This window comes from Halococcus salifodinae DSM 8989 (assembly GCF_000336935.1).
In the GTDB taxonomy this organism is placed as follows: Archaea; Halobacteriota; Halobacteria; order Halobacteriales; family Halococcaceae; genus Halococcus; species Halococcus salifodinae.
Map to the genome: position 1 here is coordinate 50,946 of NZ_AOME01000080.1, position 24,267 is coordinate 75,212.

Consider the following 24,267-nt stretch of genomic DNA (forward strand, 5'->3'; position numbering starts at 1 on the left):
GTTACAGGAGCAGTCCGGCGAGGCCGGCTAGCGTGCCGGTCGCGAGATGCGCGAGGAAGGTCGCGAGCACGATCACCGCGGTCGCGAGCACGATCACCCGCCGCAGCATCGTGCTCCGGGCTTTCCGGAGCTCCGACCAGCTCTGTGGGTGGTAGCCGAGATACCAGAGGCAGATGATCGCGGCGAGGTTGATCGAGAGGATGTTGAGGAGGACGACGGCGGCGGAGCCGAGAACGGCGGTCGGTCGTCCCCACGCGATCCCGACGCCGACGACCCCGAGCGGCGGGATCACGGCGGCGGCGATCATCACCCCCACGAGCCCGATGGTCGCGCTGGTCGAGAGGCTGATCGCGCCCGCAAAGCCCGCGCTCAGCGCGATCACCACTAGCAGGAAGCTCGGCGCGGTGTGGTTGCTGAGCTGGAGCACCCGATCGACGTTCAATCCCGTGGGAATGAACTGGGTCGAGCGGATCAAGAGGGCAAATCCGACCGCGCTGGCGATCGCCACCACCCCGCCGATCGCTTGGAACTTCAGGCTCCGAGCAAAGAGTTTCTGGTCGTCGATGACCGTCGCCACGCTGGTCGCCATCGGCGGCCCGATCAGCGGTGCGATCACCATCGAGCCGACCAACACGGCAGTCGATTCGAGCATCACCCCCGCTGTGGCGACCACCGCGCTGATCGCGGTCATCAGCGAGTAGATCACGAGGTCGGGGATGAGATCGGCCGCCTTCGAGTGGAGCTCGCTCCGTGAGATCCCCTGATGGCCGAGCCCTTCGACCTGCTTGTAGAGGTCGTCTGACTCGCCCAGTCGATCCGAGGTGATCGTCTCGGGCTCGACCACGACGGTGTACATGTCCTCGCCGAGATCGAGCGCCGCGAGCTCGTTCTGGATCGGTTCGACGGTGTGTGACGGCAGCGGGAACGAGATCGTTGCCGACGTATCAGGATCGTCGGTGTGGTCGGAGACCGTGTAGTCGAGATCGTTCGCGTCGAGCACGTCGAGCACCGTCTCGCGGGTGCTTTCGGACATCGTGATGATCTCGACCAGCCGCATGTCCTTGCGGGCCATCTCAGCCCACACCTCCACGTTGCGGGCGATGCGTCGAGACGAGTTCGATAGCGATCCAACCTGTCAGGGACGTCGGTTGACGGTCGACGTCCGTTCGAGCGTATCGGTGGGTCGTTTCCATTTCAGCGAGAGCTATCGGTGATGAGTCCAGCAGTCGAGAACGTCGAAACGATGGCCGCTATCGAACGGCGGGCGGCACATCGCTCTCGTGGTCGTCGCGGTCGCAAGCGGTTCGTCGTCGATACCACCAGCATACCAAGAGCAGCGTCGTGATCATCGATAACGAAACGGGACGCCGGTCGGGTCACGTCCGCGAGTACCCTCGCCTTCGGTCAGCACCGTCGGTCGATCGGCGGTCCGCTGTGATCGAAACCCGGCGGCTGCGAGGCTGTCGGCCGCGGAGGTCATCCACGCCCGCCGTGGGCGCGTCGTCCGGCGTCGCTCCGTGACCGACGATCGATCGCCGGCGGAGAAAAGGACACCAGATCGTACAGCACGGTAGTCTGTGCTGCCGGAGAGCGCTGCCGTCGTCGCTCGTCGGGGCGACTGTTCCCCGTTACCGACCACCGGATCGGCGTGCGATCGCGGCGCTCAGTTGACTTCGGGTTCGTGTCGCGGCGCTGGTTCGGGCTCGGGTCCGGTCCCGCCGATGAGCGATCTCGCGGCTTCGAGCGCCTCCAGCCGGTCGCCGATCTCCGCGAGGAGATCCGCGCGTCGGGCGCGGAGTCGCGCCTCACTGTATCCCGCCTCCGACTCGGCCGACTCGTCGAGGAGTTCGACGAATTCGGCGAACAGTTCGCGCTCGGCGAGGTCTTCCGGTGGTGTTTCGCGGATTCCCATCGGTAGCTACCACCGCGTCCGCCGACAACTTCGGTTTTTCTAGTCATAGACTAGAGAAATTGTGTGTCGTGACACGTGGCTGCCGAGGCGATGGGAGCGCTTCGGGCGAACGCTGCCGTCACGAAGACGGAGTCAACAGCGGGTGTGCGCCGTGAGCAGGCCTGAAAGCGAGCGCTGACGGTCGTCAAAACTGGAGGAGGTCGGCGGGCGCAACGGCTTCGTCGAACGCACGGGCGTGCAGATCGGCGATCGTTTCCCTGATTGCGGACAGTTGGTCGATACCGGTGCCACAGTCGGTCACACAGCGAGCGGTCACGTCGTCGGCGTACTCCTCGTAGCGGAGTCGGCCGTGACAGTGTGGACACCGCGGTTCGGCGTGGGCGTGCATCCAGTCGACGTCGTAGCCGGCCGCAGCCAGCCGCTTTTGGAGGGCGTACCAGACGTGAACGTCCCACGATTCGGTGCCCTCGGCGGTTCGTTTGAGCCGCGCGAGTGCGAGCGCCGCCTTCCGGTAGAGCGCGTCGTCGGTCGGGTGATGGGTGGCGTGACACCGTCGAAACCGGTTGAACAGCGCGGCCTTCGACGATCGAGCCGCGCCAGTGGTGAACTCGCCTGCCGTCGCGGACGCCAGCGACTGCTCGTCGGCGGTGACGACGCGCCGTGGCCGTCCCTGGTCGTCGTACTGTTGCTCGTCGGAAAGCGATGCCCCGGTCTTCGGACAAAACGCGTCTTCCCCAATCATGGTTGTACTCACTACTGATCGAAAGAAACCGCTGCAGCCCGGCGGGACGCAGTATCCCAGCCGTGTTCACAGCGAAAAGTCGTGGCCTGAGCTTGTATCGAGCCGCGGTGATTGTTCGCGCTCGATGGCTCGTCTGATTTCCCTCGCAACGCCGTGGTGCGCCCGATGAATCCACGCACGACCCCGTGCTGGTCGGTGGGACGTCATCCGCGCCCCGACGGGAGCGCGTCGTCCGGCTCGGGCATGCGATAAATCCGTAGAATACTCCGGGCAAAAAACGTTTCGTCGATGTCGTCTACCGGAGAATCGTACCGAACAGCCGGTTCGCACGGGTCGAAACCAGTTCGTTGGCGGGTGATCGAGGGGGCCACAAGCGAGGACGCTCGGCGTTCCCTTCGTCGAATTTTCGAGCACACCTACGATCGTGGGTTGGAGCCGCCGACACGTCAGCGCCGACGAGATCGGGTTTCGATCGTGTCCCGAACGGTGCTCGGAATCCGCGATCGTCGCTGTAGAACGATAGACGAACTTTCCACAACGTGTCGTCCCGTTAAGTTGTTGGTAGACCTCTCGCCGAACGCGCATGGTGGAATACACCTTCCAAGTAGCCGATATGAACTGCCGAGGCTGTGAAAACATGCTCCGAGAAGGGGTTACCAGCTTGCAAGGCATCGCGACCGTCGAGACTGACTCGCCAACGAACACGCTCGTCGCGCGCGGCGAGTCGGGGATGGAAGACCGCGTTCGGCAGGCGATCGCCGAGCACGGCTACAGCGTCGCGGAGTAGCCGGAGCCGCGCTGTTCGAACAGGAATCAGCAGTTCGTTCACTATCCAATCATGAGTGTCAGTACCGAAATCGCGGACAGGGTGAAGAACGGCGTCGGCCAGTTCGAGATCGATTTCGACCGCACGACCACGACCGTGGTCGCCATGATCGGCCTCGACGTGCTCTGGTGGGTCATGCTGTACAACGGGAACGTCCCGATGCCGGGGATGACGTGGCTGATGGAGCAGGCCATCCCGATGGCTACGCCGGGGGCGATGGAACTCGGTGTTTTCCACGTCGGAACGCTCGGTGCGATCGTGGGGTACGTCTCGATGTGGGGCGTGATGATGTGGGCGATGATGCACCCCGCAATGCTCCGATTCACTCGGGAGTACGCCGCTGCGTACCAGGGGTCAGCGGTCGGGGCGACGACGGCGGTGACGGCGTTTCTCGCGAGCTATCACCTCGTCTGGGCGCTCTCCGGCGTGATCCCGCTCGGGTTCCACGCGATACTGCCGGGTGGGATCTACGGGTTCACGCAAGCACACACCCACCTCGTCATCGGCGGCGTGCTCGTGCTCACCGGTCTGTACCAGCTCTCGTCGTTCAAGCGGTGTCGACTTCGGGCGTGCTGTGCGCGTATCGACCCGCACAGTCAGGGCGTCATGGTGGCGTTGAAGAAGGGGTTCGATCACGGGATCAGCTGCGTGTTGATCTGTCTCGGCCCCTTCTTCCTGCTCATGCCGTTTTTCGGCGAGATGAACTTCTTCTGGATGGTCGCACTCACCGGCCTTGCCACCATCGAACGCCTGCCCGACTGGGGACGTGAGCTGGCGATCGCGACGGGGATCGTCGCCTTGCTGGCCGGAGTGGGTGTGCTTGTCCTCCAGCCGGATCTTCCGATCGCGTTCACCATGTCGATGTGAGATGAACGGGATTCACGAACGACCGATCGTGCGGATTGTGGTGGGCGGGATCGCTACTGGATTGTTCGTCCTGTTCGGGTTCGCTGCGGTCGGCTATCTGCTGTCGGGCGACGCGTTCGGCGTAGTGACGCTGAACGTCGGTCTCGCGGTGGTCACCGGCGCGCTTGCTTGCCACGAGTTTCGCGCGTTCGATCGCTGTTGCAACCGATAGCATCAGCCGTCCCTCCGCTTCGCTGGCGATCGCTTCCCCGACTGCCGAAACGGCGCTGCTACGAGCAGCGTTCGTGGGTAGCGGCCCGATGTCGGACACACCGAGCCTGCGGTGGCGAACCCGAAGGGACAAGACGCTGGCTACCGTCCCGTCGGCCATGTTCGGAGGAGGCGGCGGGATGAACCCGCGCAAGCTGAATCAGATGATGGAACAGATGGGCATCGATATCGAGGAGCTCGATGCCGAAGAGATCGTGATCCGCACCGGCGACGAGGAGCTCGTCTTCGACCAGCCCGACGTCCAGCGAATGGACGCCCAGGGCCAGGCGACCTACACCATCACCGGTGAGCCCGAAACGCGGCCGGCTGGCGGTGGCGAAGAGGCGACGCCGCTCGGAGCCGGCGACGACGGCGGGAGCAGCGGCGATGGCGACGAGAACGGTGGCGACGTGATCCCCGAGGAAGACGTCGGGATCGTGTCCCAGCGTACCGGCGCGAGCGAGGACGACGCGCGCGAGGCACTCGAAGCGACTGACGGTGACCTCGCGGCCGCCGTCTCGCGGCTGGAGTGACCGCCGTTCTGCTGGTCACCGACGACCGCGAGTATCTCCGCGAGCCGGGCGAGACCCTCGAAACCGATCTCGGCGTGCTCGACGTACCCGACGACGTCGAGCCCGGTGAGGCCCTCGAAACGCACCTCGGGACCGAGTTCCGGGTGCGGGAGCTCCGCGGCCCCGACCTGTTCAATCACTTCGATCGCACCGGCGCACCGATGATGCCCCGAGACATCGGGCTGATTGCGGGCCACACCGGCGTCGCGACCGGCGATTGCGTGCTCGACGCCGGGACCGGAACCGGCGTGCTCGCCGCGTATCTCGCGCGGGCTGGTGCGTCGGTGGTGACCTATGAACAGGACCCCGAGTTCGCCGACGTGGCGCGCGAGAACATGGCGCTCGCCGGCGTCGCCGGGGCGGAGTCGGAGGACGAAGCCGAGTCGACTCCCGAGCCAGGTAGCGCTGCGGTCCGGGCCGGTGACGTGCTCGACGAACTCGACGACCTCTCGGGGTTCGATCTCGTGACCCTCGACACCGCCGACGCGCCGGCGGTGGTCGAGCACGCGCCGGAGCTGCTGGTTCCGGGCGGGTTCCTCGCGGTCTACTCGCCGTTCGTTGAGGATTCTCGCGCGGTCGTCGAGAGTGCCCGCGAGGCCGGTCTCGCCGTCGAGACCTACGAGACCATCCAGCGTGAGATGGATTTCGACGAGCGCGGCACCCGTCCCTCGACCGCCGGCGTCGGCCACACCGGCTATCTCGTGTTCGGCCGGAACTAACGGCCAGTTCTTCGGTTATCTGGGGCTATAAGCCCGTCACACCCCGAGCGAAGGTGGACCATGAGTGAATCCGAACCCGAGGAGCGACTGGACGAGACGACGACGTGGCCCGAACTCGCGATCGGACTCTACGACCGGTTGACCGGCCGCGGCGCGGAGATCACCTACGAGTTCGAGGAGATGGAGGTCGCAGTACCGTCGAAAGCCGGCGAGGACGCCGACCACGCCCACTGGCACGTCGACGGAACGCTTCGGATCACGACGCGCGAGCCGTAGCCGTGAACGCCTCGCGCGCGCTCGTGGCGATCGCTGACGAGGACCTCGCGCCGCTCGACGTGAGTGCCGACCTCGCGGTGTCGATCGACGGCCACGAGGTCACGATCGAAGCCGCCACCGACCGGCTTCACGTCGCGGTGCCGACGGTTGGAGTCGCGGCGACGCTGGTTCGGCGAGCGCGTGGTGTGCTTCCTGAGGCGGCGCGGGTGCTCGCGGCGGCCGACCTGACCGCAGTGGTGCGGGTGCGTGGGACGGTCGTGGCCGTCCTCGGCGCGGAGGCGCGTCCCGGTCGGCTCGGCGAGCGACTCGACGCGCCCCTTCAGGTCAGCGCCGACGGCGCGCTCACGGCGGCGATCCGCGAGGCGCTGTCGACGCGGTGATCGGCTGTGGAGACAGCTGACCGCACAGCCGCTCTACTTGACGGCCCGTAACAGTTCGAGCAGTTCCTCACGGTCGGCAGCCGGATCGAACGTGTACTCGACGCCGAGCACCGCGAGCAGCGCGTCGAACCCCTGTTTTGGGTAGGCCCCGCCAGCTATCCGGAACGATCCCTCGTGAATCCAGACGGCCAGCCACGCCTCGATCGCGATCTCGCCGTCGTAGTCGCTCGTTGCTATGGCGTGGCGCGCGGTGTACTTCGTGAGGCGAGCGCGGTCGCCGCTCTCGGTCCACATTCGCTCGGTGCGGCTGCGGTCGATGGCGCGGAACCCACGGTCTTCGAGCCTGTCGACGAACGCGCGGCGCGCTTCGGCGACCACGGTGGGACGGATCATCGCCGGTCCGACGCCGGCCGCGAGCGGCGGGCGGAAGGTGAGTCGCGTGGCGAAGAAAAACCGCCACGGGCCGTCGAGGCCGCCGTCGGACGCCGTCTCGATCGCGTCGCGCCGGTTAGCGTCCTCGTAGACGAGCGTGTGGCCCTCGACCCGGACAGCGGAAAGCTGGAACACCGTCTCGGTGGAGTCCTCGGCGCGCTCCCACCCGCCCTCCGCGAGGCGTTCGTCGGGAACCGACGGCATTGGTGATGGTGCTACGCGCCGAGTGCTCTTGAAGGTCGGCGGTGGCCGCGGTGCGGTTGCGGTCGTGTGGTTGCGGTGGCGGCCGTGCGGTTGCGGTGCGGACCTGGCGGATGAAGGGCGAAGCGCGCGAGCGACCGCAGGGAGCGAGTAGCGAACGGAGTGAGCGCGTGCTGAGGGCTTCGACGGAGCGGTTGCGGTGGCGGGGCGGTTCCTCGGAGGATCGAGGGCGAGGCCCGTAGGGCCAAGGGCTCGGGCGGTGCTGTGCGGGGCGGTTGCGGGGAGCGCCAGCAGTTCTACCGCGAGTGAGCGTCGAGCGGCGCTACGCGCCGCTGACCGTTCGAGCGGGCCTTCGGCCCGCGAGAAGAAAGCGAACGAGCGGGCCGAGGAACCCCCGAAGGGGGTGACGACGGCTTTTGATCCACATTTTGCCAGCGGAGCGAGCGTTAGCGAGCGGAGCGTAGCAAAAGGTGGGGGCTAGTGATCGTCCTCGCGCCAGCTGTGCTCGCACTCGGTACAGACGAAAAACCGGGTTTCGGACTCGTCGGCCGCCCGGATCTGCTGCATGTACCAGTACGCGCGGTCGTTGTCACACTCGGGACACTCGACGTCGGTCGTCGGCAGGCCCCGGTCCTCGGCGTCGGTGACGTCGATGATCTCGGACTGTTCTTGTGACTCGGTGGTGCCAGTCTCGCCGGTGATCTCCTCGAAGAGATCGGCGTATTCGTCGTCTGCCATGATGGAATCACGCGCTGAGCGCGGTCGCTCGCGGTTGGTTCCTCAGCGGTTTAAATCGACTGGGTTCCGTGCCACGAAGCAAACTGTGATAGGTTCGCAGGGCGTGGCGTCGGTAGATGGTTTTTCGACGCTTGTGGGAGTGGTTTCGCGCCACGTTCCTCGGCACCGACCGCCGGGTGCTCGTGCTCGCGCTCGCTCGGATGGCCGACTCGATCGCGAACTCTTTTCTCATCGTGGTGTTGCCGCTCTATCTCGCCAGCGGGCAGATTCCGATCGAAGGGTTGGTCGGCATCGAGGTGGGTCCGATCACGGTGTCGGAGGAGCTCCTCATCGGGATCGTGCTCTCGCTGTTCGGCTTTCTCAACAGCCTCGGCCAGCCGTTCACTGGTCGGCTGTCGGATCGAACCGGTCGACGCCGGCCGTTCATCCTCGGCGGACTCGCACTGCTCGGGGTCGCGAGCGCCGCCTACGCGTTCGTCGACAACTACTACGCGGTCGTCGCCTTCCGGATGCTCCAGGGACTCGGCGCGGCGCTCACCATCCCGGCGACGGTCGCGCTGGTGAACGAGCTCGCGACCTCGGTCGATCGGGGCGAGAACTTCGGCGTGTTCAACACCTTCCGGCTGCTCGGCTTCGGCCTCGGACCGATCGTCGCCGGCGTCCTCATCACCGGCGGACTGTCCGGGACGAGCGTCGTCACGTATCGACTGTTCGGCACGACGGTTTCCGGCTTCGAGGCTGCGTTCGCCGTCGCCGTTCTCGGCGCGGCGGTGAGTTTCGCTCTGGTGACGCTGCTGGTTTCGGACCCGCCGGAGACCGAGGCCGCCGCCGGCGAGGATCTCTCGGTGGCGATCCGCGATCCGACCGGCGAGCACCTCTTCGATCCGGTGTTCACCCTCGGCCTCGCCACGCTCTTCATGGCCATCGGCATCGGCCTCTTCGCGACGCTTCAGGAGTTGATCAACAGCCGACTCGACCAGGGACCGTTCCTGTTCAGTGTCGAGTTCGCCGCCGTGGTCATCGCGAACGTCGTTCTTCAGGTTCCGATCGGCCAGGCGAGCGACCGCTACGGCCGCCGCCCGTTCATCGTCGCCGGATTCGTCCTGCTCGTCCCCACGACGTTCGTTCAAGGGATCGTGACCGAACCCCTGCTGATGATCGCCGTCCGGCTCGGCCAGGGCGTGGCGGTGGCGATGGTGTTCGCACCGGCACTCGCGCTCGCGGGCGATCTCGCTGGCGAGGGTCAGTCGGGCACGCAGCTCTCGATCCTCACGATGGCGTTCGGGCTCGGCGTCGCCATCGGCCCGCTCGCCTCCGGCTTTCTCGTCGGGTTCGGGTTCGTCTACCCCTTCGCGTTCGGGGCCGTGCTCGCGGCGATCGGCCTCGTGTTCGTCTACACTCAAGTCGAGGAGACGGTCTCCGATACCGCCGCGCCAGGTGGCGACATCGTCCCGCAGGACGACTAACCACCCACGTTTTTAGACGGGGGAATCGCGCCCTTCGGGCGCTCAACCCCCGACCAAAAACCTGGACCAAAAAAGCCGCTCGTTCGCCTGACGGCTCACTCGCGGTAGAACTGCTGGCGCTCGCCGCAACCGCCCCGCACAGCACCGCCCGAGCCCTCGGCCCTACGGGCCTCGCCCTCGATCCTCCGAGGAACCGCCCCGCCACCGCAACCGCACCGCTGCCGCAGTCAAAAACCAACGATCGCCGTCAAAACGTCGTATGGTCGCTGTTACTCGAACTCGGGTTCTCGATCCTCGACGAACGCAGCCATTCCTTCGCGCTGGTCGTCAGTACCGAAGAGGCCGCTCCACGCCCGGCGCTCGTAGGTCAGCCCGGCCGACTGGTGTGTCTCGTGGACCTGGTTCATGGCCTCTTTCGCGGCCTGAAGCGCGTGTTTCGGCTTTGCGGCGAGTTCGGCGGCCATCCCGGCGACGTGATCGTCGAGTTCGTCGTGCGCCACGACCTCACCGACGAGCCCGTGCTGGTGGGCGTCCTGGGCGTCGACGCGCTCGCCGAAGAACACCAGCCGGCGGGCGAGTTCGTCGCCGACCAGCCGCGAGAGGCGCTGGGTCCCGCCCCAGCCAGGGACGATCCCGAGATCGATCTCGGTCTGGCCGAGGACGGCGTTCTCGGCGGCCACTCGGAGGTCACAGGCAAGCGCGAGCTCACAGCCACCACCGAAGGCGTAGCCGTTGATCGCGGCGATCACCGGGGCGGGGAACGTCTCGATCGCGTCGGTCACCCGATGGCCGAGTTCGGCGTAGGCCTGCGCCTCCGCGACCGAGAGCTCAGCCATGTACGCGATGTCCGCGCCCGCGACGAACGCGTCATCGCCCGTTCCCGTGAGAACGAGCGCGCGGGCGTCCTGGGCCTCCACCAACGCCTCCTCCAGCGCTTCGAGGGTGTCGGTGTTGAGCGCGTTCAGCCGATCGGGGCGGTCGACGGTGATCGTCGCCACACCGTCCTCGCGGTCGAGATCGATCGTATCCCACGACATGCGCCGGTCGAGGATCGGCAGCCACAAATCGTTTCGCAGTCCACACCGATCACCGAAAGCGGATCAGTCTCTCACCAGCCGAAGGATCGACAGCGTCTCGAACGGGAACGGGTCCTCGGTGACGGTCTCGCTTGCGAACCCCTCGGCTGCGGCGTGGTCGACGATCGTCTCGACGCCAGCGAGGCTACTCACGAGCAAGAGGACTCGTCCATCGGGCGCGAGCACGCGACCGACATCCGCGAGGAACGGTTCGATGACCGCTCGCCCGGTCTCGCCACCCGACAGCGCCACCCCCATCCAGTCGTCAGCCGCCTCGTCGGGCTCGGTCGGGAGATAGGGTGGATTGAACGTCACGAGATCGAACGCATCGGCCGCGAACGCGGTCGTGAGATCCGCTCGAACGGCGTCGATCCCTGCCTCACGAGCCTGCCGGCAGGCGTGGGGGTTTCGATCGACACCCACGACCTGCGCTCCGGCCGCTTGCATCTGCGCTGCGACGTAGCCCGATCCCGTACCGACATCGAGCGCGCGGTCGGTCGCCGTGACGTCGGCCGTCGCTGCGGTCGCGAGGAGATCGGAGTCCTCGGCGGGTTGGTACACGTCGTCGCGTTCGCGGCGGTCGTCGAGCCCCATCAGTCCTCGCCGCCGTTGGCTGCCGTGGTCGATCCCCGTGCTCGGTCACCTGATCCAGTGCGTTCGGGCGTGCCATGTCCGGTGACGTCGACGTCCGACTCCGGGCGAGCGGTGAGCGTCCGCTGGGGGAACGGGATGGTGATCCCCTCGCGATCGAAAGCCGTCTTCACCGACTGGATCACGCTGGTCTTCGACGCCCAAACGCGACGAGCGCTCGGCTTGTCGACCCAAAACCGGAGTTCGAGCACGATCCCCGAGTCGGCGAACCGTTTCAACACCGTCCGTGGCGAAGGGACCTCTCGAATTCGGTCGTCGTGGTCTTCCATCGCTTCGGTGGCCACTGACATCGCGTGATCGAGGTCGGTCTCGTAGTCGACGCTCACCTCGATGTCGGCTCGGAACCGATCGTTCTCCGAGCGGTTGATCAGCGGATTGCTGGTGACTTCGTTGTTCGGGATCAGTACGTGCTCGTCGTCGAACGTCCGAATCTTGGTGTTGACGATAGTCACGTCCCGAACCACGCCCTCGTGTTCTTCGACCTCGATCCAGTCGCCGACACGGAACGGCCGTGAAAAGAGGAGCACGAACCCGGCGGTGATCGCACCGAGGGTGTCGCGTGCCGCGTAGCCGAGCACTGCCCCGAGCACGCCCGCACCGACGAACAGCTGTCCCGGATCGATGCCCCAGATGACGAGGAGCCCCATGAACGCGAACACGAACACCCCGACGTCGGCGACGTGATACGCCACTTCGCTCTGGTGGTCGGTGATCGCGTCGTACTCCTCGGAGAGCCGATCGATCGAGCGGTTGATGAGTCGGATGAGGAGGTACGCGATCACGAGGACCGCGATCGTGACCAGTACGCGAGCCGCCTCGAAACGGGAGATGGACGCCGATTTGACGAGATATTCGACGAATCCGGTGACGTGCCAGACCACGGCCAACGCGAGGACGACACCCACGGTGAGCACCGCCACCGCGCCGGCCTGGGTCGCCTCGGTCAGCCGCGAGCTGTACCGTCGTTTGAGCGGTCGACCGGCCCGTCTGATGGCCTCGCCGACCACCGCCAGCAGCCCGAACAGCACGACGGTCCCGAGCAGTTGCTCGCCGAGCGTGTGGAAGTACGCCTGCTGCAACTCCTTTGCGTACTCGAAGACGTTCATCGTCGCGTCCCATCGCGGACATCGATGACGGCCGGTCGTCTCACTACCGGTTTCGACGGTCGAGCAGTCGACCGACCGTTCGAGACGGAACCCGACCGCCGAGACACAGAACAGTCGCGTACCCGATTCAAACGGCGTCGAACCGCTCGCCACCGCATTCCGGACAGAGCTGCCGGCGCTCGTCGAACTCCGCGAGACAGTCGGTACAGCGATACGTCCTCGTCTCGTCGTCCCCGTCGGAAAGGATCGAGTCCCGCACCTCGTCTACGACGCCCATACCCATCCGTGCACCGCCACCCGTTTTTCTTCGCTGCATTAAATCGCCGGGAACCCACGAACGCGGCGGTCACGTCGAGCGGTTCATCGACCCCGATCGTCGACCACCGGCCACGGTTCATTCGATCTCGCTCCCCGACGTCGCTTCCTCGCTGGGCGCACCGCCGACTTCCACACCGAGACGGGCGAGTGCAGCGAACTCCGTGGGAGTGAGATCGCCCGCTCGCTTTCTCAGTAACCCCTCGTCGGCGGCCTCGACCACCGCTGCCGGTTGCTCGATCCCCGAGATGTGGGTCGTGTTGCGGATCGCGTTGCGGACGGTCTTGCGCCGCTGGGTGAACACCGCCCTGACGAACGCGAGAAACGCCGTCTCGTCGATCGCGTAGTCCGGATCGCGCGGGGAGGCTCGCACGACACTGCTCTCGACGGCCGGTGGCGGCGAGAACGCCTCCGGTGGCACAGTTTCGACGATCTCGCACTCGGCGTAGTGGCCCACGGTCACCGACAGCCGACCGTAGTCGTCGGTGCCGGGGGCAGCGACCATCCGCTCGGCGAACTCTTTCTGTACCATGACCACGAGCGGTCGCTTCGCTGGCAGCAATCGAAAGAGCACCTCGCTCGACACGCCATAGGGAAGGTTCGACACCGACGCGGAGAACTCGGGCAAGTCCACCGAGAGCGCGTCGCCCTCGATGATGTCAAGCCGCCCGTCAGTGCAGGCGTCGGCGAACTCCTCACGAAGGAAGTCGGCGAGACGCGTGTCGCGCTCGACCACTGTGACGCGGTCGGCGACATCGAGCACGCGATCGGTCAGCGCGCCCGTTCCGGCCCCGATCTCGAGGACGTGACTAGTGTCGAATCCTTCAGCGTACGTCGGAAGACGGTCGAGCACTCGATCGTCGACGAGAAAGTGTTGATCCTGGTTCCGGTCGGGTTGGATGCCTGCCCGGGCCAGCAGCGCGTCGGGATCACGACTCTCCGTCGACGAACGGTTCCGCCCGGTCATGACTCGGTGTATCCGTTCGTCGCTTGTTAAACGCCCTGTTTGGCTGCGGCGCGCGCTCGGTCGGTCAACGATGGTCGAGATATGATGGCGGGTTCGCTACCCTTCGTTCGGGTCGCGCCCGACGAAGATGCGGTACTTGAGGTCGTCGTCGCGGAGTTCCTCGATCAGCCGTTCGACGAGGATCTCCTTCGGGCGGTGGAGCCCCGCGACCCGCTCTTCGAGGTCGTCGAACCCATCAAATGGTTCGCGCTTTCGCTCGTCGAGGATCGAGTTCCGGAGCTTCTTCCCGATCCCGGGGAGCAAGTTGATCTGGTGGAGCCGGAGCGTGATCGGCTGAGCGTCGTTGTAGAAGTCGACGAACCGCGCCTCGTCGCGGTCGATGATCTCCTCGACCGCGTACTCGAGCTCCGACCGCGCGGCGTTCGAGAGGTCGTCGTAGGCCACCTCACGAGCGGATTCGACTCCCTCGGCGTCGAACTGGATCCGATCGCCGATAGAAATGTCGGCGTCCTCGGCCAGCGTCAGCTCCCGGAGTTGAAACTGTGACTCCCCGAGGGTGTAGGCGAGCGGCGGTTTCCGGTGTGCTGGCCGGTCGTCGTCGGGACGGCCGTTGGGCAGCAGATCGAGCACGACGGCTCGTGTCCGCTCGGTCGATGCCCCGTCGTCACTCTCGGTGTCACTCATGCCCCCATTACACCGAGGACGTACTTAAATTCGCGGCGATCAGACGTGTTTCGCCACGATCGCGAGAACGTCGTCGAGCTCGTCTCCCGACAGCGAAAACCGCTCCTGGGCGTAGATCGCCCGGAGCTCGTCACGGTTCGCCGGTTTGAGATCCGCGATCTTGTACGCGGTCGGTTCGTCGACTTTCTCGTGGTCGCGGAGCTCGGCCACGAACTCTCGGGCCTCCTCGGGCGTGAGATCCGCGAATCGGTTGACGTGATCGATGGCGCGTGCGAGCTCGTAGGGCATCTCACGGTCCTCGTCGGCCGCGTGCTCGGCCTCGACGTCGGCGAGCAGTTCCTTGGTTTCGGCAAGCGTGAGATACTCCTCGTCGAGCTGCTCCTTGAAGATCGTCATTCCTGCCGGCTGAGATGCTCCGGGGTGACGATCAGGGTCTTCGCGGTGTCGCCGTCGACGATCTCGACCTGATAGGCACGACCCTGGCTGCCGAGCACCTCGCCAGTGTGACCGTTGAACCGAGGATGGAATCGTCCATCGGGGACGCTCGGATCGAGATTGAGGTGGACGCGATCGCCCTCGTCGAAGTCCTCGATCGCACGCTGGGGCGGGGACGTGCCGCGCTCACGTGGATCGTTCGAGAGCTTGTGCCGGGTCTTCTTCAGTGGTCCTTTCGAGTTAGGCATACGGCTCGGTTGTTTTCCGGCCGTGATAAAACGTGCGTTCCGGGCCGACACGTCGCGACGGTCGCAACGCCTCTCCCGCTTATATCCGGCCGACGTTCTCGACTGCGACGCTTTCGACGGTATCGACCTCGGTGAACGCCTCCTCGACCGCCTCGGTCCCACCGGCGTCGTCGGGCACGATCACCGTCGGCAGGAGGGCAACGAGGCCGAACGCGACGTCGTCGCGCTTGAACCCGTTGATCTTCGCGCCCTCGGGTAGCGAGTCCTCGAGTTCGTGCTGGAGCTCGTCGAGGTCGATCTCGGGGCTCTCCGGCATCACCTTGAGCTTCGCGGCGACCTTCCCCATCGTTAGGGCCCTGTGAACCCGCAGTCGGGACACTCGTAGAGGTTACTCTGCTTGCGACAGGTCGCACACCGGTAGATCTGGGTCCCACACTCGGGACAGTCGAAGGCGGCGGCGTTGGTGCCCGAGATGTTGATCCCACACGAGACACACGAGCGGGTCTGGCTTCCCTGTTGTTCGCTTTCGCTCATGATGGATCGGATGCGACCGGCAGGTTAAGTCTTGTCGAAACCCGCTCGCGACCAAGCGAAAAATCGGCACGTTCGATCGGCGCAGTCGGTCGCGGAGCGCCCGAGGACTACTCGACGGTGATCTCGGCGTCGTCGACGACGGCGCTGCCGTCCTGGACGTAGGCACCGTCGGCCTCGCCGCCGGAGGTGAGGAAGTCGTAGCTGCCGTTGCCGTTGGTGTCCTTGTGCGGCATGGCGATCAGGGTCTGGTCCTCCTCGAGGCTCGACTGATCGTAGTCCCCGCCGGGGACGCCCGAGTACAGCGGTACGTTCACGTCCATCTGCGTGCCGGCGTCGAACTTCTCGGAGACGCCGATGACGCTCCCGGCGACGTTACCGTCGAGCAGACTGCTGTCGTGCATCGCGACGAACCCACCGTCGGGCAGCGCGGCCGACGCGACCGTGACGCTCGATCCGTCCGTGGTCTGGTTCTCGAACGTCGCCGACGCCATCTCGGGCACGTCGTTCTCGCCGACGATGAACTGTTTGGCGATCGGAAGCACCTGGTCCATCGAGCGCGCCTCGTTGAACGCCTCTGGTGCGGGCCGCTGGAGGTTGAGCAACTGGAAGTACGTCTGGTGTTCGGCCTCCACGCTGTGGATGCTGAGCGCGGCCTTCAGCACTTCCTCGTTGTCGATCATCGGTGCTGCGCCGGCGTAGGCGGAGACGCCGATGGCCTCGATCCGGTCGCTGAGTGCGACGAACTCCTCCATCGAGGAGTACGGGAACTCGTACTCGGCGGCCTCGACGGGTGTACCGCCGAGATCGTTGATCGTCTGTGTCAGCGCCTCGACGTGGGCCTGTTCGTGGTCCCGAACGTCCTGGATCTGCTGGTACGTCGAGTACTGGAGGGTCGGTCGCGCGAAGTACTGGGCCACTGCCGACCGTTCGACTTCCTCCTCGGAGTGTTCGGCGAGGAACTGGTCGTAGTAGTTCGCTTCGAGGTGTTCGAGCGTCAGCGCGAAGTTCAGGATGTCGACGTCGCTCGGACCCGATCCACTGCTTCCGCCGTCGCTGCCGCCCTCGTTCGCGGCAGCGGTGCCGGCTCCGAGCGCCGACAGCGCGGTTGCGCCGGCACCGACTTTCGCCGCATCGCCCATGAACGCCCGCCGCGAGCGCAGTTGATCGCTGACCTGTCCGACGAAGTCGAGAACGCCATCAGACTCCTCTCGGATCGTGTTGTTATCAGTCATTGTCGTTCCGTGCGTCGCCGCACGGACCGTTGTTCGCCCATCGTCCGTATGAAGGTAGGCCGAACTGCGGCCCAAATTCGTCTGATGGGGCCGGGACGGCAGTGAACGGAGACGGCTCTCGGCGGTGCGTGACCGTTCGAAAAATCGAGAGTGTGGTGCCGCTGGATTACTCGGAGACGATCAGCGGGGAGACGATACCGACGACCTGGTCCATGCTGCGGGCCGGGTCGAACGCGTCCGGCATCGAGCTCTTCGGCAGGAGCGCACCGAAGTAGCTGGTGTGGCGTGCCTCGACCGAGTGGATCGACAGTCCCGCCTTCACGACAGCTTCGGCCTCGAGGAACGGCGCTGCGCCCGCGTACGCCGACGTGCCGACCGCTTCGACACGGTTCGAGAACTTGACGAACGATTCGAGCGAATCGTACGGGAACTCGTAGTCGGCAGCCTCGACCGGCGTGCCGCCGAGGTCGTTGATCGTCTTCGTGAGTGCCTCGACGTGAGCCTCCTCGTGGTCGCGGATCGTCACGAGCTCCTGCCAGGTCGAGTACTGGAGCTGCGGATCGGCGAACTTCGCCCCGATGGCGTCGGATCGCTCGATCTCGCCCTCGGAGTACTCGTCGAGGAACTCGTTGTAGTACGCGGCCTCGAGATGTTCGAGCGTCAGCGCGAAGTTCAGGATATCGACGTCGCTGGCCTCGTGATAGGCGGCCGCAGAGCCCGACGCGACGGTCCCGAGCGCGACCGCACCGGCCCCGGCCTTCGCAGCGTTGCCCATGAACGAACGTCGGTTCAGTGCGCCGCTGACACGGCCGAGCAGGTCCCGCGTGCTCTCGCTCGCGCGGTCGATGCCGTCGTCTGTGTTGTCGAACTCGAAGTCGTCCGGATCGACGAAGCTCTCCCCTGCTTCGATGCGTTCCGCAATAGTGTCGTTTGACATAGTTGGGTGCTCACCCACTCCGTAATCACACCAAGACCATATAAAAATATACCCCGAACTCGGACCCAAATTCGTCCCCGTTCACGCTGCTGCCATCCCATTGCATCGATTCATGCAGCCCGAACCGTGCTGCCGTGCACTGGCCGGTGGTGTGCCGGTAACGAGACCGATCAAACGGGACTCGCACAACGGTATCACCGAGCGTGCCATGGACTATCTCAACCCGAACGCTTTAACTGGCTGTCCGCGAATCGTCCCATGATACACGAAAACAGTGATGGATCACTGCACGGACGACGGCCGGCGGTCGCCCGCGTTCGAACCACCGGTTCGTCACGCGGTTTCGTCGTCCCGTCACGGTCGGGATCCGTTCGGCGGAGAACCCATCGACCGGGCGATCGCCTGGCGGCCAGAGGGACATCGGACGCCGACGCAGCGACGTCTTCCACGTGGTGGTGCGTCGTGAATCTGATCGCCGTCGTCGATATTGCTCATTCGGATCTCTCCCTGGCACCGACGATCCGCGAGTGTTCCGACGTGACGATCCGGGTCGTGCCACAGTCCGGCACCGATCCCGACACGGGGATCTTCTTCTTCCTCGTCGAGAACCCCGGTGAGGAGTTCGAAGCCCAGCTCGACGAGGACCACACGGTCGCGGAGTGGGAGTTGGTGGCGGGCTCGGAAGCGACCCGCGTCTATCGGATCCGCCACCCGCCCGAGACGAAGCTCATCTCGCCGAAGACGAGCGAGCTCAGCGGGCTGATGCGCGAGGCGATCACCAACGCCCGCGGCTGGACGGTCCGACTCCAGTTTCCCGACCGGGAAGCGCTCGCCGCGCTTGCGGACTACTGCGACGAAGAGGACATCTCCTTTACCCTCCAGCAGATGTTCCGGCAGGACGAGTGGAACGGCGGCGAACCCACGGGACTGACCGAGGCCCAGCGCGTCGCGCTGGTGACGGCCTACGAGAACGGCTACTTCGAGGAGCCGCGCGAGGCCCGCCTCGCCGACATCGCGGCCGAACTCGATCTCTCGCCGACAGCCGTCGGCGGTCGGATCCGTCGTGGGACGGCGAAGCTCGTCGAGACGGCGCTCTTGGAGGAATAACTCGATCGCGGTCGGCGTATCGATCGCCATAGCGTCGTCCACTCGCCGTGACGCACCGACTGACACGCGTGATCCGCGACAAAAACGACGGCCGGCTGGCGCGAGCGAGTTTTACTCGGACTCGGCGTCCTTTCGCGCGTTCAGTTTGGCCTGCTCGCGGGCGCTCGGGTTGACCGACTCCTTGAACGGCACTTCGGCCACCGTGGCGTACACCGACTCGCCAGGCTCCTCGGCGTACTCGTCGGGGAGATGCACCTGGAACTCGATATCGAGATCCTCCTCGTAGATCTCGTCGTCGAGCGCCGCGTCGGTCTCTTTCTGGAGTTTCTCCGCCGGCACGAACCCCAGGCCGATGTTGGTCTCCAGCTCGGGGTTGTGCCACGGCGAGGTCATGTACCCACACTCCTCGCCCGTGTCGGGATCGGAGACGAGCCAGAAGTCGGACGCGTAGTCCCGGATCGGCTCGCCCGCCATCTTCAGCCCGACCATCTTGAGATTGAACGGGTACTCGCCGTTCTCGATCTGCTCCTGCTGTGCTTCGAGTGCCTCCTTGCCGACGTAGTCGCCGTCCTTGTCGTCGGGGACCTGGTAGCCGAGGTTGACCTGGAACGGCGAGGTCTCGTGGTCCATGTCCTGGCCCCACGAGAGGATGCCTGCTGCGATCCGACGGTGGTGGCCCGGCGCGATCTGCATCCCGCCGTGGTCCTTCACGGTCTCCAGTACGGGGTCCCACACCCGCTCGGCGTTCTCCATCGCCTCTTTCACGTAGATCTCGAAGCCCTTCTCACCCGAAAAGCCGGTCTGGCTCACGAGCACGGGACAGCCGTCGACCTCGGCCTCCATCAGGCCGTAGTAGGGGATTTCAGATACTTCCTCGCCGACGACCTCGCGCATCACGTCCTCGGAGCGCGGGCCCTGGATCTGCATCGGCGCGACGTCGATCTCGTCGATCTCGACGTCGAACTCCTTGCCGACGTTGACGCCCTCGATCCACTGCATCAGCGTGGAGTCGGAGATCGAGAACCAGAACTCGTCTTCCTCGACGCGCAGCAAGATCGGATCGTTCAGCACGCCGCCGTCCTCGTTGCAGAGGATGACGTACTTGCCGTGCATCGGCTCGATCTCGGTCGCGTCCCGGGTGATGACGTAGTCGGTGAGCGCCTCCGCATCGGGGCCCTTCACGCGGATCTGGCGCTCCACGGCGACGTCCCAGAGGGTGACGGCCTCGGTCAGTGCTTCGTACTCGGCCATCGCGCCGCCGTCTTCGGGTTCGACCAGCCCTCGGGGGTGGTAGAGCCGGTTGTAGACCGTCGCGCGCCACGCGCCCTCCTCGTTGAACGACTTGTGGAAAAAGGGAGATTTGCGGACCCGGGTCGAGACCAGCATCTCGATGCCCGGGTCGCCCGACTGGCGCAGGTTTCGCGGGAGCACGCGGTCGGACTGGTCGACGTTCGGGTGGTTCGGATGCGAATCGCGTTCGGTGGACGGTGGTTCGGATTCTGCCATCGCCCTCGATTAGTGTTCCTCCGGAACATAAATGAAAGAGTTAACAGCACCACCCATTTATACCGGGGGTCGTCGATACCGTTCTCTCTGCGGCCGTTTCGTCCATCGGCCGCGCAGCCGGACGTGTCGTGAGCCACAGTACCGTCACTGGAAACCCGTTCATTCCGAGATCGGTGGCGTGCGGCTGCGTGCCCCTCCGTCAGCGCGCAACCCCTGTGCGAGGTCTGTGCGAACGGGGGCCATGCGCGGCGCTACGCGCCGCGAATTCGAGGCGGCTTCGCCGCCTCGTGCCGCCCGTGAGCAGACGCAACGAGGGCCGCCAAGCGGACGGGGAGCACCGTGGGACCAGAGGTCCCACGAGCCGTGCGAGCGGGCTTCGCCCGCGAGCAGAGCACGACCCGTGAGCGAAGCGAGTGCAGGCTCGTCAGAGCGAAGCTCTGACGGTGGATGACTGAGCGAAGCGAACGTCGTGAGCGAGCGAAGGAATCGGCTGGGGAGGCGTGTGGCCTGCGGTTTTCGTTTGAGTCGTGATTCGTTCGATACTGCGGTACTGTCGATCGGAACGTCGGCTCGATAGGATCGGTTGTCTGCCACTGGCTCTGCGACGGCGATCGTCGAAACGTTCTGAGCGACAGCATGCGTGCCGAGCCTGCCCATCGTCACGGACAGGTTCAAGCGAGGGCCGCTCCACATCGTTCGTATGCCGACCGCCGAACGGCTGCGTGGCGAGCCGGTCGCGGCCGAGATCCGAGCCGACGTGCGCGATCGCGTCCGCGAACTCGACGAGCGAGGCGTCACGCCGACGCTCGGGACCGTGCTGATGAGCGACGACCCGGCCGACGAGCGGTTCGTGGCGCTGAAACACGCGGCCTGTCGCGACCTCGATATCGCGAGCCGGGACGTCCGGATCGATCCCGGCGCACCCGCGGAGCGACTCCATCAGGCGATCGATCGGCTGTGCGCTGACCCCGAAATCGACGGCGTGTTCGTCCAGATCCCGCTGCCGGACCACGTCGCGCTCGCCGAGGTACGGCGACGGCTCGATCCGGCGACGGACGTCGACTGTCTCAGTTTCGCGAACCTCGGCCGGCTCGTTCGGGGTGATCCCCGCTATCTTCCAGCGACGTCCGCCGCCGTCCGTCGTCTCCTCACAGCGAACGACGTCTCGATCGAAGGCGAGGACGTCGCCATCGTCGGTCGCTCGGAGATCGTCGGCAAACCCCTCGCGAATCTGCTCCTTCACGACGCGCCGGACGGCAACGCCACCGTCACCGTCTGTCATTCTCGAACCACGGATCTCGGTGCCGTGACTCGCTGGGCGGACATCGTGGTTACCGCCGTCGGCGTGCCGGGACTCGTCGACGACTCGATGCTCTCGCCGGGCGTCACCGTCGTCGACGTGAGTGCGAACCGGATCGAGTCGGAAAGCGGGGAAGACACGCAGGTCGTTGGCGATGTCGACTTCGAGAGCGCGGCGGCGGTCGCGGGGGCGATCACGCCGGTCCCTGGCGGTGTCGGCCCGGTCACGCTCGCGATGCTCGTTTCGAACGTCGTCCTCGCGGCCGAGCGCCGAGCGGACGGCGAGGGCTGAGCACCAGGCGCTCAGTCCTTGGTGCTACCGATCGTCGGGACGACAGCGCCGTTCGAAGTTCTCCAGCATCGTCATGCCGACGTCGGTCAGGATGCTCTCGGGGTGGAACTGGACGCCCTCGTGGGGGAGTTCGCGGTGGCGCACGCCCATCACGACGCCGTCGGTTCCGGCTGCGACCGACGAGCCTTCGTCCGTCGTGCTCGTGGCAGTGCCCGCCGAGTGCGCCGTCTCGACAAGAGGGTCCGGGAGGTCGTCGCGCTCGATCGCGAGGGAGTGATACCGGCCGGCGGCGAACGTCTCGGCCAGCCCTGCGAAGACCCCGCGACCGTCGTGGCGAACCGTCGAGGGCTTGCCGTGGACCACGCTGGGCGCGTGGCCGACCGGCGCGCCGTGGGCCGCACACAGCGCCTGATGGCCGAGACACACCCCAAGGGTGGGGTAGTCGAGCTCGCGGAACACCGGGATCGACACGCCGGCGTCGGCGGGCGTGCCTGGTCCTGGGGAGACCACGATTCCGTCGGGGTCCAGCTCTCGAATCCCTGCGACGTCGATCGCGTCGTTGCGCCGCACCACGATCTCGCCGTCTTCGGGAGCGTCGACCGCCGCGCCGGCGTACTGGACGAGATTGTAGACAAAGGAGTCGTAGTTGTCGATCACGAGGATCCGGGTCATCGGTCCGCAGCCTCCCCATCGTCGGGTGTGGACGCACCGCCGTCCGCCGCAGTCGCACGCTCGATTCCGAGGTCGCCGTGATCGCCGAGCGTGTCGTCGATCGCGGTGATCAGCGCACGGCCCTTATCGAGGGTTTCGGCGTACTCGCTATCGGGTTCGGAGTCGTGGACGATCCCCGCACCAACCCTCAGGAAGTACTCCTCGCGGCGGCCCACCAGCGTCCGGATCGTCATGTTGAGCGTGGCGCGGCCATCGAACCCGAAGACGCCGATCGAGCCGGTGTAGGGGCCGCGCCTGGTCGTCTCGACCTCGTCGATGATCTCCATCGTCCGGGGTTTGGGCGCGCCGGTGATCGTCCCCCCAGGAAAGGTCGCGGCGACGGCATCCACGAGGTCACGGTCAGTACGGAGGCGTCCCTCGACCAGCGAGACGAGATGCATCACTTCGGAGTAGCGGTCGACCCGGCGGTACTCCGAGACCTCGACGCTGCCGTACTCGCTCACCTTCCCGAGGTCGTTGCGCTCCAGATCGACCAGCATCGCGTGTTCGGCGCGTTCCTTCTCGTCCGTGAGGAGGTCGTGTTCGAGGTCGGCGTCTTCCTCGGGGGTGTCACCGCGCGGGCGGGTGCCAGCGATGGGTTCGGTCAGGAGACGATCGGCCGCTCGCGGCTGGTCGCCGCTCGCGCTGTCCGCGGCGCGTTGCGCCGCGCTGTCGACATCCAGAAGGAGCTCCGGCGAGGCACTCACGAGATCCACACCGGGGAACTCCAGCAGCGCCGAGTAGGGCGCGGGGTTCACCCGCCGGAGGGCTCCAAACGCCGCAACAGGATGGACGGCGGCCGGCGCGCGCAGGCGCTGGGAGACGTTCGCCTGAAACGTGTCGCCGTCGCGGACGTACCGCTTGACACGGCGCACGCGCTCGGTGAATTCCTCGGGGGTGCAGTCGCTCTCGAACGTAGCGTTGTCGGCCTCGATGGGTGCATCGCCGATCGACGGATCGCCCGCGACTGCGGTGCGGGCGAGATCGAGCGCACGCTCGCGACCGCGCTCGTAGGCCGCGTCGGGGTCGTCACCGACCCGTGGACAGGCCGTCACACGGAGCGTCGTCTCGTCCGCCGACCCTGACTCCCACGCAGCCACCCGGTCGAAGACCCCGAGCTGGAGGCGCGGCAGTCCACGATCGTCGACGGTGGTATCGGGAAGATCCTCCAGCTCGCGGGCGATGTCGTAGGAGAGCCAGCCGAACGCCCCGCAGGGGTAAGGAACGTCGCAGTCGCCGCGGACGAGCGTCTCGCGGTCGAGCAGCCCCGCGAGCTCCGCAAGTGAGGGCGACGGGTCGGTGTCGCCGACGGGTTCGAGGGTGTCGCCGACCTGTAATCGGAAGATCGGGTCGGTGGCGAAGTAGCCCCAGCCCGCCTGACCACCGGTCGTTTCGAGGTACACGCCTTCGGCTCCTTCCGTCTGCTCGCGACCGCGTGCGCGCCGATAGGCGAGGAACGGGTCGTCGACGCTCACTCGAATTTCGACCGGCACGCGCGCCGCTCGTGGGGACTCGTGGGCGGTTTCGGCGAACGCGGAGCGGGTCGTGACGACGCGTGGTTCGTTCATCAGGGGAGTCGATCGGTCGTTCTGGCAAACCGGTCGACAGCCTCTCGGGTGGAGGACGCCTAAAGGATTTCGTGGAGATCGTTCGCTCGATCGTCGCCAGCGTCGTCGAGGCATCGAGACTGGCGTGACATCGAGGCGTTGTATGGCGGTTTTGGGATCGCCCCGCGCTGCCCGAAAGCGAGCGAGGAGTGCTGGGAGGCTGAGCCGGCGCTCGATGAA

The 24,267-nt window shown here is 66.0% G+C and carries 30 protein-coding genes; 9 read left to right on the forward strand and 21 right to left on the reverse strand.

Translation table 11 applies throughout. From position 1 onward, the window contains the following. Position 1 precedes the first annotated feature (1 nt). The 3 genes from C450_RS18180 to C450_RS18195 form a co-directional block, all read right to left on the reverse strand. On the reverse strand, positions 2-1,072 hold the full coding sequence (locus C450_RS18180; protein ID WP_005045983.1) for a TIGR00341 family protein: 1,071 nt from the start codon (positions 1,070-1,072) through the stop codon (positions 2-4). A gap of 591 nt (positions 1,073-1,663) precedes the next feature. After that, positions 1,664-1,912: a hypothetical protein gene (locus C450_RS18190; RefSeq protein WP_005045986.1), complete on the reverse strand. Its 249-nt coding sequence runs from the start codon at positions 1,910-1,912 to the stop codon at positions 1,664-1,666. 184 nt (positions 1,913-2,096) lie between these two features. Continuing rightward, positions 2,097-2,654 (reverse strand): hypothetical protein, encoded by a 558-nt coding sequence (locus C450_RS18195; protein WP_005045989.1) that lies wholly within the window; start codon positions 2,652-2,654, stop codon positions 2,097-2,099. A gap of 583 nt (positions 2,655-3,237) precedes the next feature. On the opposite strand from C450_RS18195, the gene C450_RS18205 reads away from it, so the two are divergent. Further along, entirely contained in the window at positions 3,238-3,441 is a 204-nt protein-coding gene (locus tag C450_RS18205) for a heavy-metal-associated domain-containing protein (protein WP_005045993.1), read from the forward strand. Positions 3,442-3,492: 51 nt separating this feature from the next. Further along, positions 3,493-4,347, forward strand: coding sequence for a DUF2182 domain-containing protein (locus tag C450_RS18210; protein ID WP_005045996.1), 855 nt, complete (start codon positions 3,493-3,495; stop codon positions 4,345-4,347). Here C450_RS18210 and C450_RS22185 read toward each other — a convergent pair. Continuing rightward, positions 4,331-4,657, reverse strand: coding sequence for a hypothetical protein (locus tag C450_RS22185; RefSeq protein WP_161606978.1), 327 nt, complete (start codon positions 4,655-4,657; stop codon positions 4,331-4,333). The two genes, C450_RS18210 and C450_RS22185, sit on opposite strands and share 17 nt — an antisense overlap. A 58-nt stretch (positions 4,658-4,715) precedes the next feature. Between C450_RS22185 and C450_RS18220 the strand changes: the two genes are divergently transcribed. Genes C450_RS18220 through C450_RS18235 form a run of 4 tightly spaced genes read left to right on the forward strand, consistent with a single transcriptional unit; the run spans position 4,716 to position 6,543 of the window. Then, complete coding sequence (locus C450_RS18220; RefSeq protein ID WP_005046000.1) at positions 4,716-5,129, forward strand: nascent polypeptide-associated complex protein; 414 nt, start codon at positions 4,716-4,718, stop codon at positions 5,127-5,129. After that, entirely contained in the window at positions 5,126-5,887 is a 762-nt protein-coding gene (locus C450_RS18225; RefSeq protein WP_005046002.1) for a methyltransferase domain-containing protein, read from the forward strand. The genes C450_RS18220 and C450_RS18225 overlap by 4 nt, the downstream gene beginning before the upstream one ends. A gap of 60 nt (positions 5,888-5,947) precedes the next feature. Continuing rightward, a complete protein-coding gene (locus C450_RS18230; protein ID WP_005046005.1) occupies positions 5,948-6,163 on the forward strand; it encodes a hypothetical protein in 216 nt (71 codons plus the stop codon). A 2-nt stretch (positions 6,164-6,165) separates the two neighbouring features. After that, the gene (locus tag C450_RS18235) at positions 6,166-6,543 is read left to right on the forward strand and encodes a hypothetical protein (protein ID WP_005046008.1); all 378 of its coding nucleotides are present in this window, start codon (positions 6,166-6,168) and stop codon (positions 6,541-6,543) included. A gap of 33 nt (positions 6,544-6,576) precedes the next feature. On the opposite strand, the gene C450_RS18240 is transcribed toward C450_RS18235, so the two are convergent. Both C450_RS18240 and C450_RS18245 read right to left on the reverse strand, forming a co-directional pair. After that, entirely contained in the window at positions 6,577-7,179 is a 603-nt protein-coding gene (locus C450_RS18240) for a hypothetical protein (protein WP_005046010.1), read from the reverse strand. A 474-nt stretch (positions 7,180-7,653) separates the two neighbouring features. Next, entirely contained in the window at positions 7,654-7,914 is a 261-nt protein-coding gene (locus C450_RS18245; RefSeq protein ID WP_005046012.1) for an RPA12/RPB9/RPC11 RNA polymerase family protein, read from the reverse strand. Between the two features lie 116 nt (positions 7,915-8,030). On the opposite strand from C450_RS18245, the gene C450_RS18250 reads away from it, so the two are divergent. Continuing rightward, positions 8,031-9,380 carry an MFS transporter gene (locus tag C450_RS18250; RefSeq protein WP_005046014.1) on the forward strand — a complete coding sequence of 450 codons (1,350 nt, stop codon included), beginning with the start codon at positions 8,031-8,033 and terminating at the stop codon, positions 9,378-9,380. A 269-nt stretch (positions 9,381-9,649) separates the two neighbouring features. Here C450_RS18250 and C450_RS18255 read toward each other — a convergent pair whose 3' ends face one another. The 12 genes from C450_RS18255 to C450_RS18305 all read right to left on the reverse strand — a co-directional run bounded on the left by C450_RS18255 (position 9,650) and on the right by C450_RS18305 (position 17,565). Further along, positions 9,650-10,417 carry an enoyl-CoA hydratase/isomerase family protein gene (locus C450_RS18255; protein ID WP_005046015.1) on the reverse strand — a complete coding sequence of 256 codons (768 nt, stop codon included), beginning with the start codon at positions 10,415-10,417 and terminating at the stop codon, positions 9,650-9,652. 63 nt (positions 10,418-10,480) lie between these two features. Continuing rightward, entirely contained in the window at positions 10,481-11,050 is a 570-nt protein-coding gene (locus C450_RS18260) for a HemK2/MTQ2 family protein methyltransferase (protein WP_005046017.1), read from the reverse strand. Continuing rightward, the gene (locus C450_RS18265; protein WP_080510331.1) at positions 11,050-12,213 is read right to left on the reverse strand and encodes a mechanosensitive ion channel family protein; all 1,164 of its coding nucleotides are present in this window, start codon (positions 12,211-12,213) and stop codon (positions 11,050-11,052) included. Before C450_RS18265 ends, C450_RS18260 begins: the two co-directional genes overlap by 1 nt. Before the next feature lie 127 nt (positions 12,214-12,340). Next, positions 12,341-12,490 carry a hypothetical protein gene (locus tag C450_RS22485; RefSeq protein WP_005046021.1) on the reverse strand — a complete coding sequence of 50 codons (150 nt, stop codon included), beginning with the start codon at positions 12,488-12,490 and terminating at the stop codon, positions 12,341-12,343. A 117-nt stretch (positions 12,491-12,607) separates the two neighbouring features. Then, positions 12,608-13,495, reverse strand: a complete 888-nt coding sequence (locus tag C450_RS18270) for a 16S ribosomal RNA methyltransferase A (RefSeq protein WP_005046022.1) — start codon at positions 13,493-13,495, stop codon at positions 12,608-12,610. Between the two features lie 96 nt (positions 13,496-13,591). Next, positions 13,592-14,179 (reverse strand): DUF655 domain-containing protein, encoded by a 588-nt coding sequence (locus tag C450_RS18275; RefSeq protein ID WP_005046024.1) that lies wholly within the window; start codon positions 14,177-14,179, stop codon positions 13,592-13,594. Positions 14,180-14,218: 39 nt separating this feature from the next. Further along, positions 14,219-14,575, reverse strand: a complete 357-nt coding sequence (locus C450_RS18280; RefSeq protein ID WP_005046026.1) for an RNA polymerase Rpb4 family protein — start codon at positions 14,573-14,575, stop codon at positions 14,219-14,221. After that, positions 14,572-14,862: a 50S ribosomal protein L21e gene (locus tag C450_RS18285; RefSeq protein WP_005046027.1), complete on the reverse strand. Its 291-nt coding sequence runs from the start codon at positions 14,860-14,862 to the stop codon at positions 14,572-14,574. Before C450_RS18285 ends, C450_RS18280 begins: the two co-directional genes overlap by 4 nt. A 79-nt stretch (positions 14,863-14,941) precedes the next feature. After that, positions 14,942-15,208 (reverse strand): elongation factor 1-beta, encoded by a 267-nt coding sequence (locus C450_RS18290; RefSeq protein ID WP_005046029.1) that lies wholly within the window; start codon positions 15,206-15,208, stop codon positions 14,942-14,944. A gap of 2 nt (positions 15,209-15,210) precedes the next feature. Next, a complete protein-coding gene (locus C450_RS18295; protein WP_005046031.1) occupies positions 15,211-15,396 on the reverse strand; it encodes an HVO_2753 family zinc finger protein in 186 nt (61 codons plus the stop codon). Between the two features lie 107 nt (positions 15,397-15,503). Beyond that, positions 15,504-16,628 (reverse strand): ferritin-like domain-containing protein, encoded by a 1,125-nt coding sequence (locus C450_RS18300; RefSeq protein WP_005046034.1) that lies wholly within the window; start codon positions 16,626-16,628, stop codon positions 15,504-15,506. 166 nt (positions 16,629-16,794) lie between these two features. After that, positions 16,795-17,565, reverse strand: coding sequence for a ferritin-like domain-containing protein (locus C450_RS18305; protein WP_005046036.1), 771 nt, complete (start codon positions 17,563-17,565; stop codon positions 16,795-16,797). 462 nt (positions 17,566-18,027) lie between these two features. Here C450_RS18305 and C450_RS18315 point away from each other — a divergent pair, with 462 nt between their 5' ends. After that, positions 18,028-18,672, forward strand: coding sequence for a helix-turn-helix domain-containing protein (locus C450_RS18315; RefSeq protein WP_005046040.1), 645 nt, complete (start codon positions 18,028-18,030; stop codon positions 18,670-18,672). 111 nt (positions 18,673-18,783) lie between these two features. Here the strand turns inward: C450_RS18315 and C450_RS18320 are convergent, their stop codons facing one another. Then, complete coding sequence (locus tag C450_RS18320; protein ID WP_005046042.1) at positions 18,784-20,178, reverse strand: glycine cleavage system protein T; 1,395 nt, start codon at positions 20,176-20,178, stop codon at positions 18,784-18,786. A 700-nt stretch (positions 20,179-20,878) separates the two neighbouring features. Between C450_RS18320 and C450_RS18325 the strand changes: the two genes are divergently transcribed. Then, positions 20,879-21,769, forward strand: coding sequence for a bifunctional 5,10-methylenetetrahydrofolate dehydrogenase/5,10-methenyltetrahydrofolate cyclohydrolase (locus C450_RS18325; RefSeq protein ID WP_005046044.1), 891 nt, complete (start codon positions 20,879-20,881; stop codon positions 21,767-21,769). Positions 21,770-21,793: 24 nt separating this feature from the next. Here the strand turns inward: C450_RS18325 and C450_RS18330 are convergent, their stop codons facing one another. After that, a complete protein-coding gene (locus C450_RS18330) occupies positions 21,794-22,441 on the reverse strand; it encodes an anthranilate synthase component II (protein ID WP_005046046.1) in 648 nt (215 codons plus the stop codon). Next, the gene (locus C450_RS18335; RefSeq protein ID WP_005046047.1) at positions 22,438-24,048 is read right to left on the reverse strand and encodes an anthranilate synthase component I family protein; all 1,611 of its coding nucleotides are present in this window, start codon (positions 24,046-24,048) and stop codon (positions 22,438-22,440) included. Before C450_RS18335 ends, C450_RS18330 begins: the two co-directional genes overlap by 4 nt. Between the last annotated feature and the right edge of the window lie 219 nt (positions 24,049-24,267).

Bases quoted from the DNA above. Each gene is read 5' to 3' on its own strand.
- C450_RS18275 (WP_005046024.1), bottom strand. From the start codon at position 14,179: ATGAGTGACACCGAGAGTGACGACGGGGCATCGACCGAGCGGACACGA.
- C450_RS18325 (WP_005046044.1), top strand. From the start codon at position 20,879: ATGCCGACCGCCGAACGGCTGCGTGGCGAGCCGGTCGCGGCCGAGATC.
- C450_RS18330 (WP_005046046.1), bottom strand. From the start codon at position 22,441: ATGACCCGGATCCTCGTGATCGACAACTACGACTCCTTTGTCTACAAT.
- C450_RS18205 (WP_005045993.1), top strand. From the start codon at position 3,238: ATGGTGGAATACACCTTCCAAGTAGCCGATATGAACTGCCGAGGCTGT.
- C450_RS18300 (WP_005046034.1), bottom strand. From the start codon at position 16,628: ATGACTGATAACAACACGATCCGAGAGGAGTCTGATGGCGTTCTCGAC.
- C450_RS18195 (WP_005045989.1), bottom strand. From the start codon at position 2,654: ATGATTGGGGAAGACGCGTTTTGTCCGAAGACCGGGGCATCGCTTTCC.
- C450_RS18280 (WP_005046026.1), bottom strand. From the start codon at position 14,575: ATGACGATCTTCAAGGAGCAGCTCGACGAGGAGTATCTCACGCTTGCC.
- C450_RS18285 (WP_005046027.1), bottom strand. From the start codon at position 14,862: ATGCCTAACTCGAAAGGACCACTGAAGAAGACCCGGCACAAGCTCTCG.
- C450_RS18210 (WP_005045996.1), top strand. From the start codon at position 3,493: ATGAGTGTCAGTACCGAAATCGCGGACAGGGTGAAGAACGGCGTCGGC.
- C450_RS18230 (WP_005046005.1), top strand. From the start codon at position 5,948: ATGAGTGAATCCGAACCCGAGGAGCGACTGGACGAGACGACGACGTGG.
- C450_RS18220 (WP_005046000.1), top strand. From the start codon at position 4,716: ATGTTCGGAGGAGGCGGCGGGATGAACCCGCGCAAGCTGAATCAGATG.
- C450_RS18320 (WP_005046042.1), bottom strand. From the start codon at position 20,178: ATGGCAGAATCCGAACCACCGTCCACCGAACGCGATTCGCATCCGAAC.
- C450_RS18270 (WP_005046022.1), bottom strand. From the start codon at position 13,495: ATGACCGGGCGGAACCGTTCGTCGACGGAGAGTCGTGATCCCGACGCG.
- C450_RS18190 (WP_005045986.1), bottom strand. From the start codon at position 1,912: ATGGGAATCCGCGAAACACCACCGGAAGACCTCGCCGAGCGCGAACTG.
- C450_RS18335 (WP_005046047.1), bottom strand. From the start codon at position 24,048: ATGAACGAACCACGCGTCGTCACGACCCGCTCCGCGTTCGCCGAAACC.
- C450_RS18180 (WP_005045983.1), bottom strand. From the start codon at position 1,072: ATGGCCCGCAAGGACATGCGGCTGGTCGAGATCATCACGATGTCCGAA.
- C450_RS22485 (WP_005046021.1), bottom strand. From the start codon at position 12,490: ATGGGCGTCGTAGACGAGGTGCGGGACTCGATCCTTTCCGACGGGGAC.
- C450_RS18245 (WP_005046012.1), bottom strand. From the start codon at position 7,914: ATGGCAGACGACGAATACGCCGATCTCTTCGAGGAGATCACCGGCGAG.
- C450_RS18290 (WP_005046029.1), bottom strand. From the start codon at position 15,208: ATGGGGAAGGTCGCCGCGAAGCTCAAGGTGATGCCGGAGAGCCCCGAG.
- C450_RS18240 (WP_005046010.1), bottom strand. From the start codon at position 7,179: ATGCCGTCGGTTCCCGACGAACGCCTCGCGGAGGGCGGGTGGGAGCGC.
- C450_RS18305 (WP_005046036.1), bottom strand. From the start codon at position 17,565: ATGTCAAACGACACTATTGCGGAACGCATCGAAGCAGGGGAGAGCTTC.
- C450_RS18260 (WP_005046017.1), bottom strand. From the start codon at position 11,050: ATGGGGCTCGACGACCGCCGCGAACGCGACGACGTGTACCAACCCGCC.
- C450_RS18295 (WP_005046031.1), bottom strand. From the start codon at position 15,396: ATGAGCGAAAGCGAACAACAGGGAAGCCAGACCCGCTCGTGTGTCTCG.
- C450_RS18250 (WP_005046014.1), top strand. From the start codon at position 8,031: ATGGTTTTTCGACGCTTGTGGGAGTGGTTTCGCGCCACGTTCCTCGGC.
- C450_RS18265 (WP_080510331.1), bottom strand. From the start codon at position 12,213: ATGAACGTCTTCGAGTACGCAAAGGAGTTGCAGCAGGCGTACTTCCAC.
- C450_RS18255 (WP_005046015.1), bottom strand. From the start codon at position 10,417: ATGTCGTGGGATACGATCGATCTCGACCGCGAGGACGGTGTGGCGACG.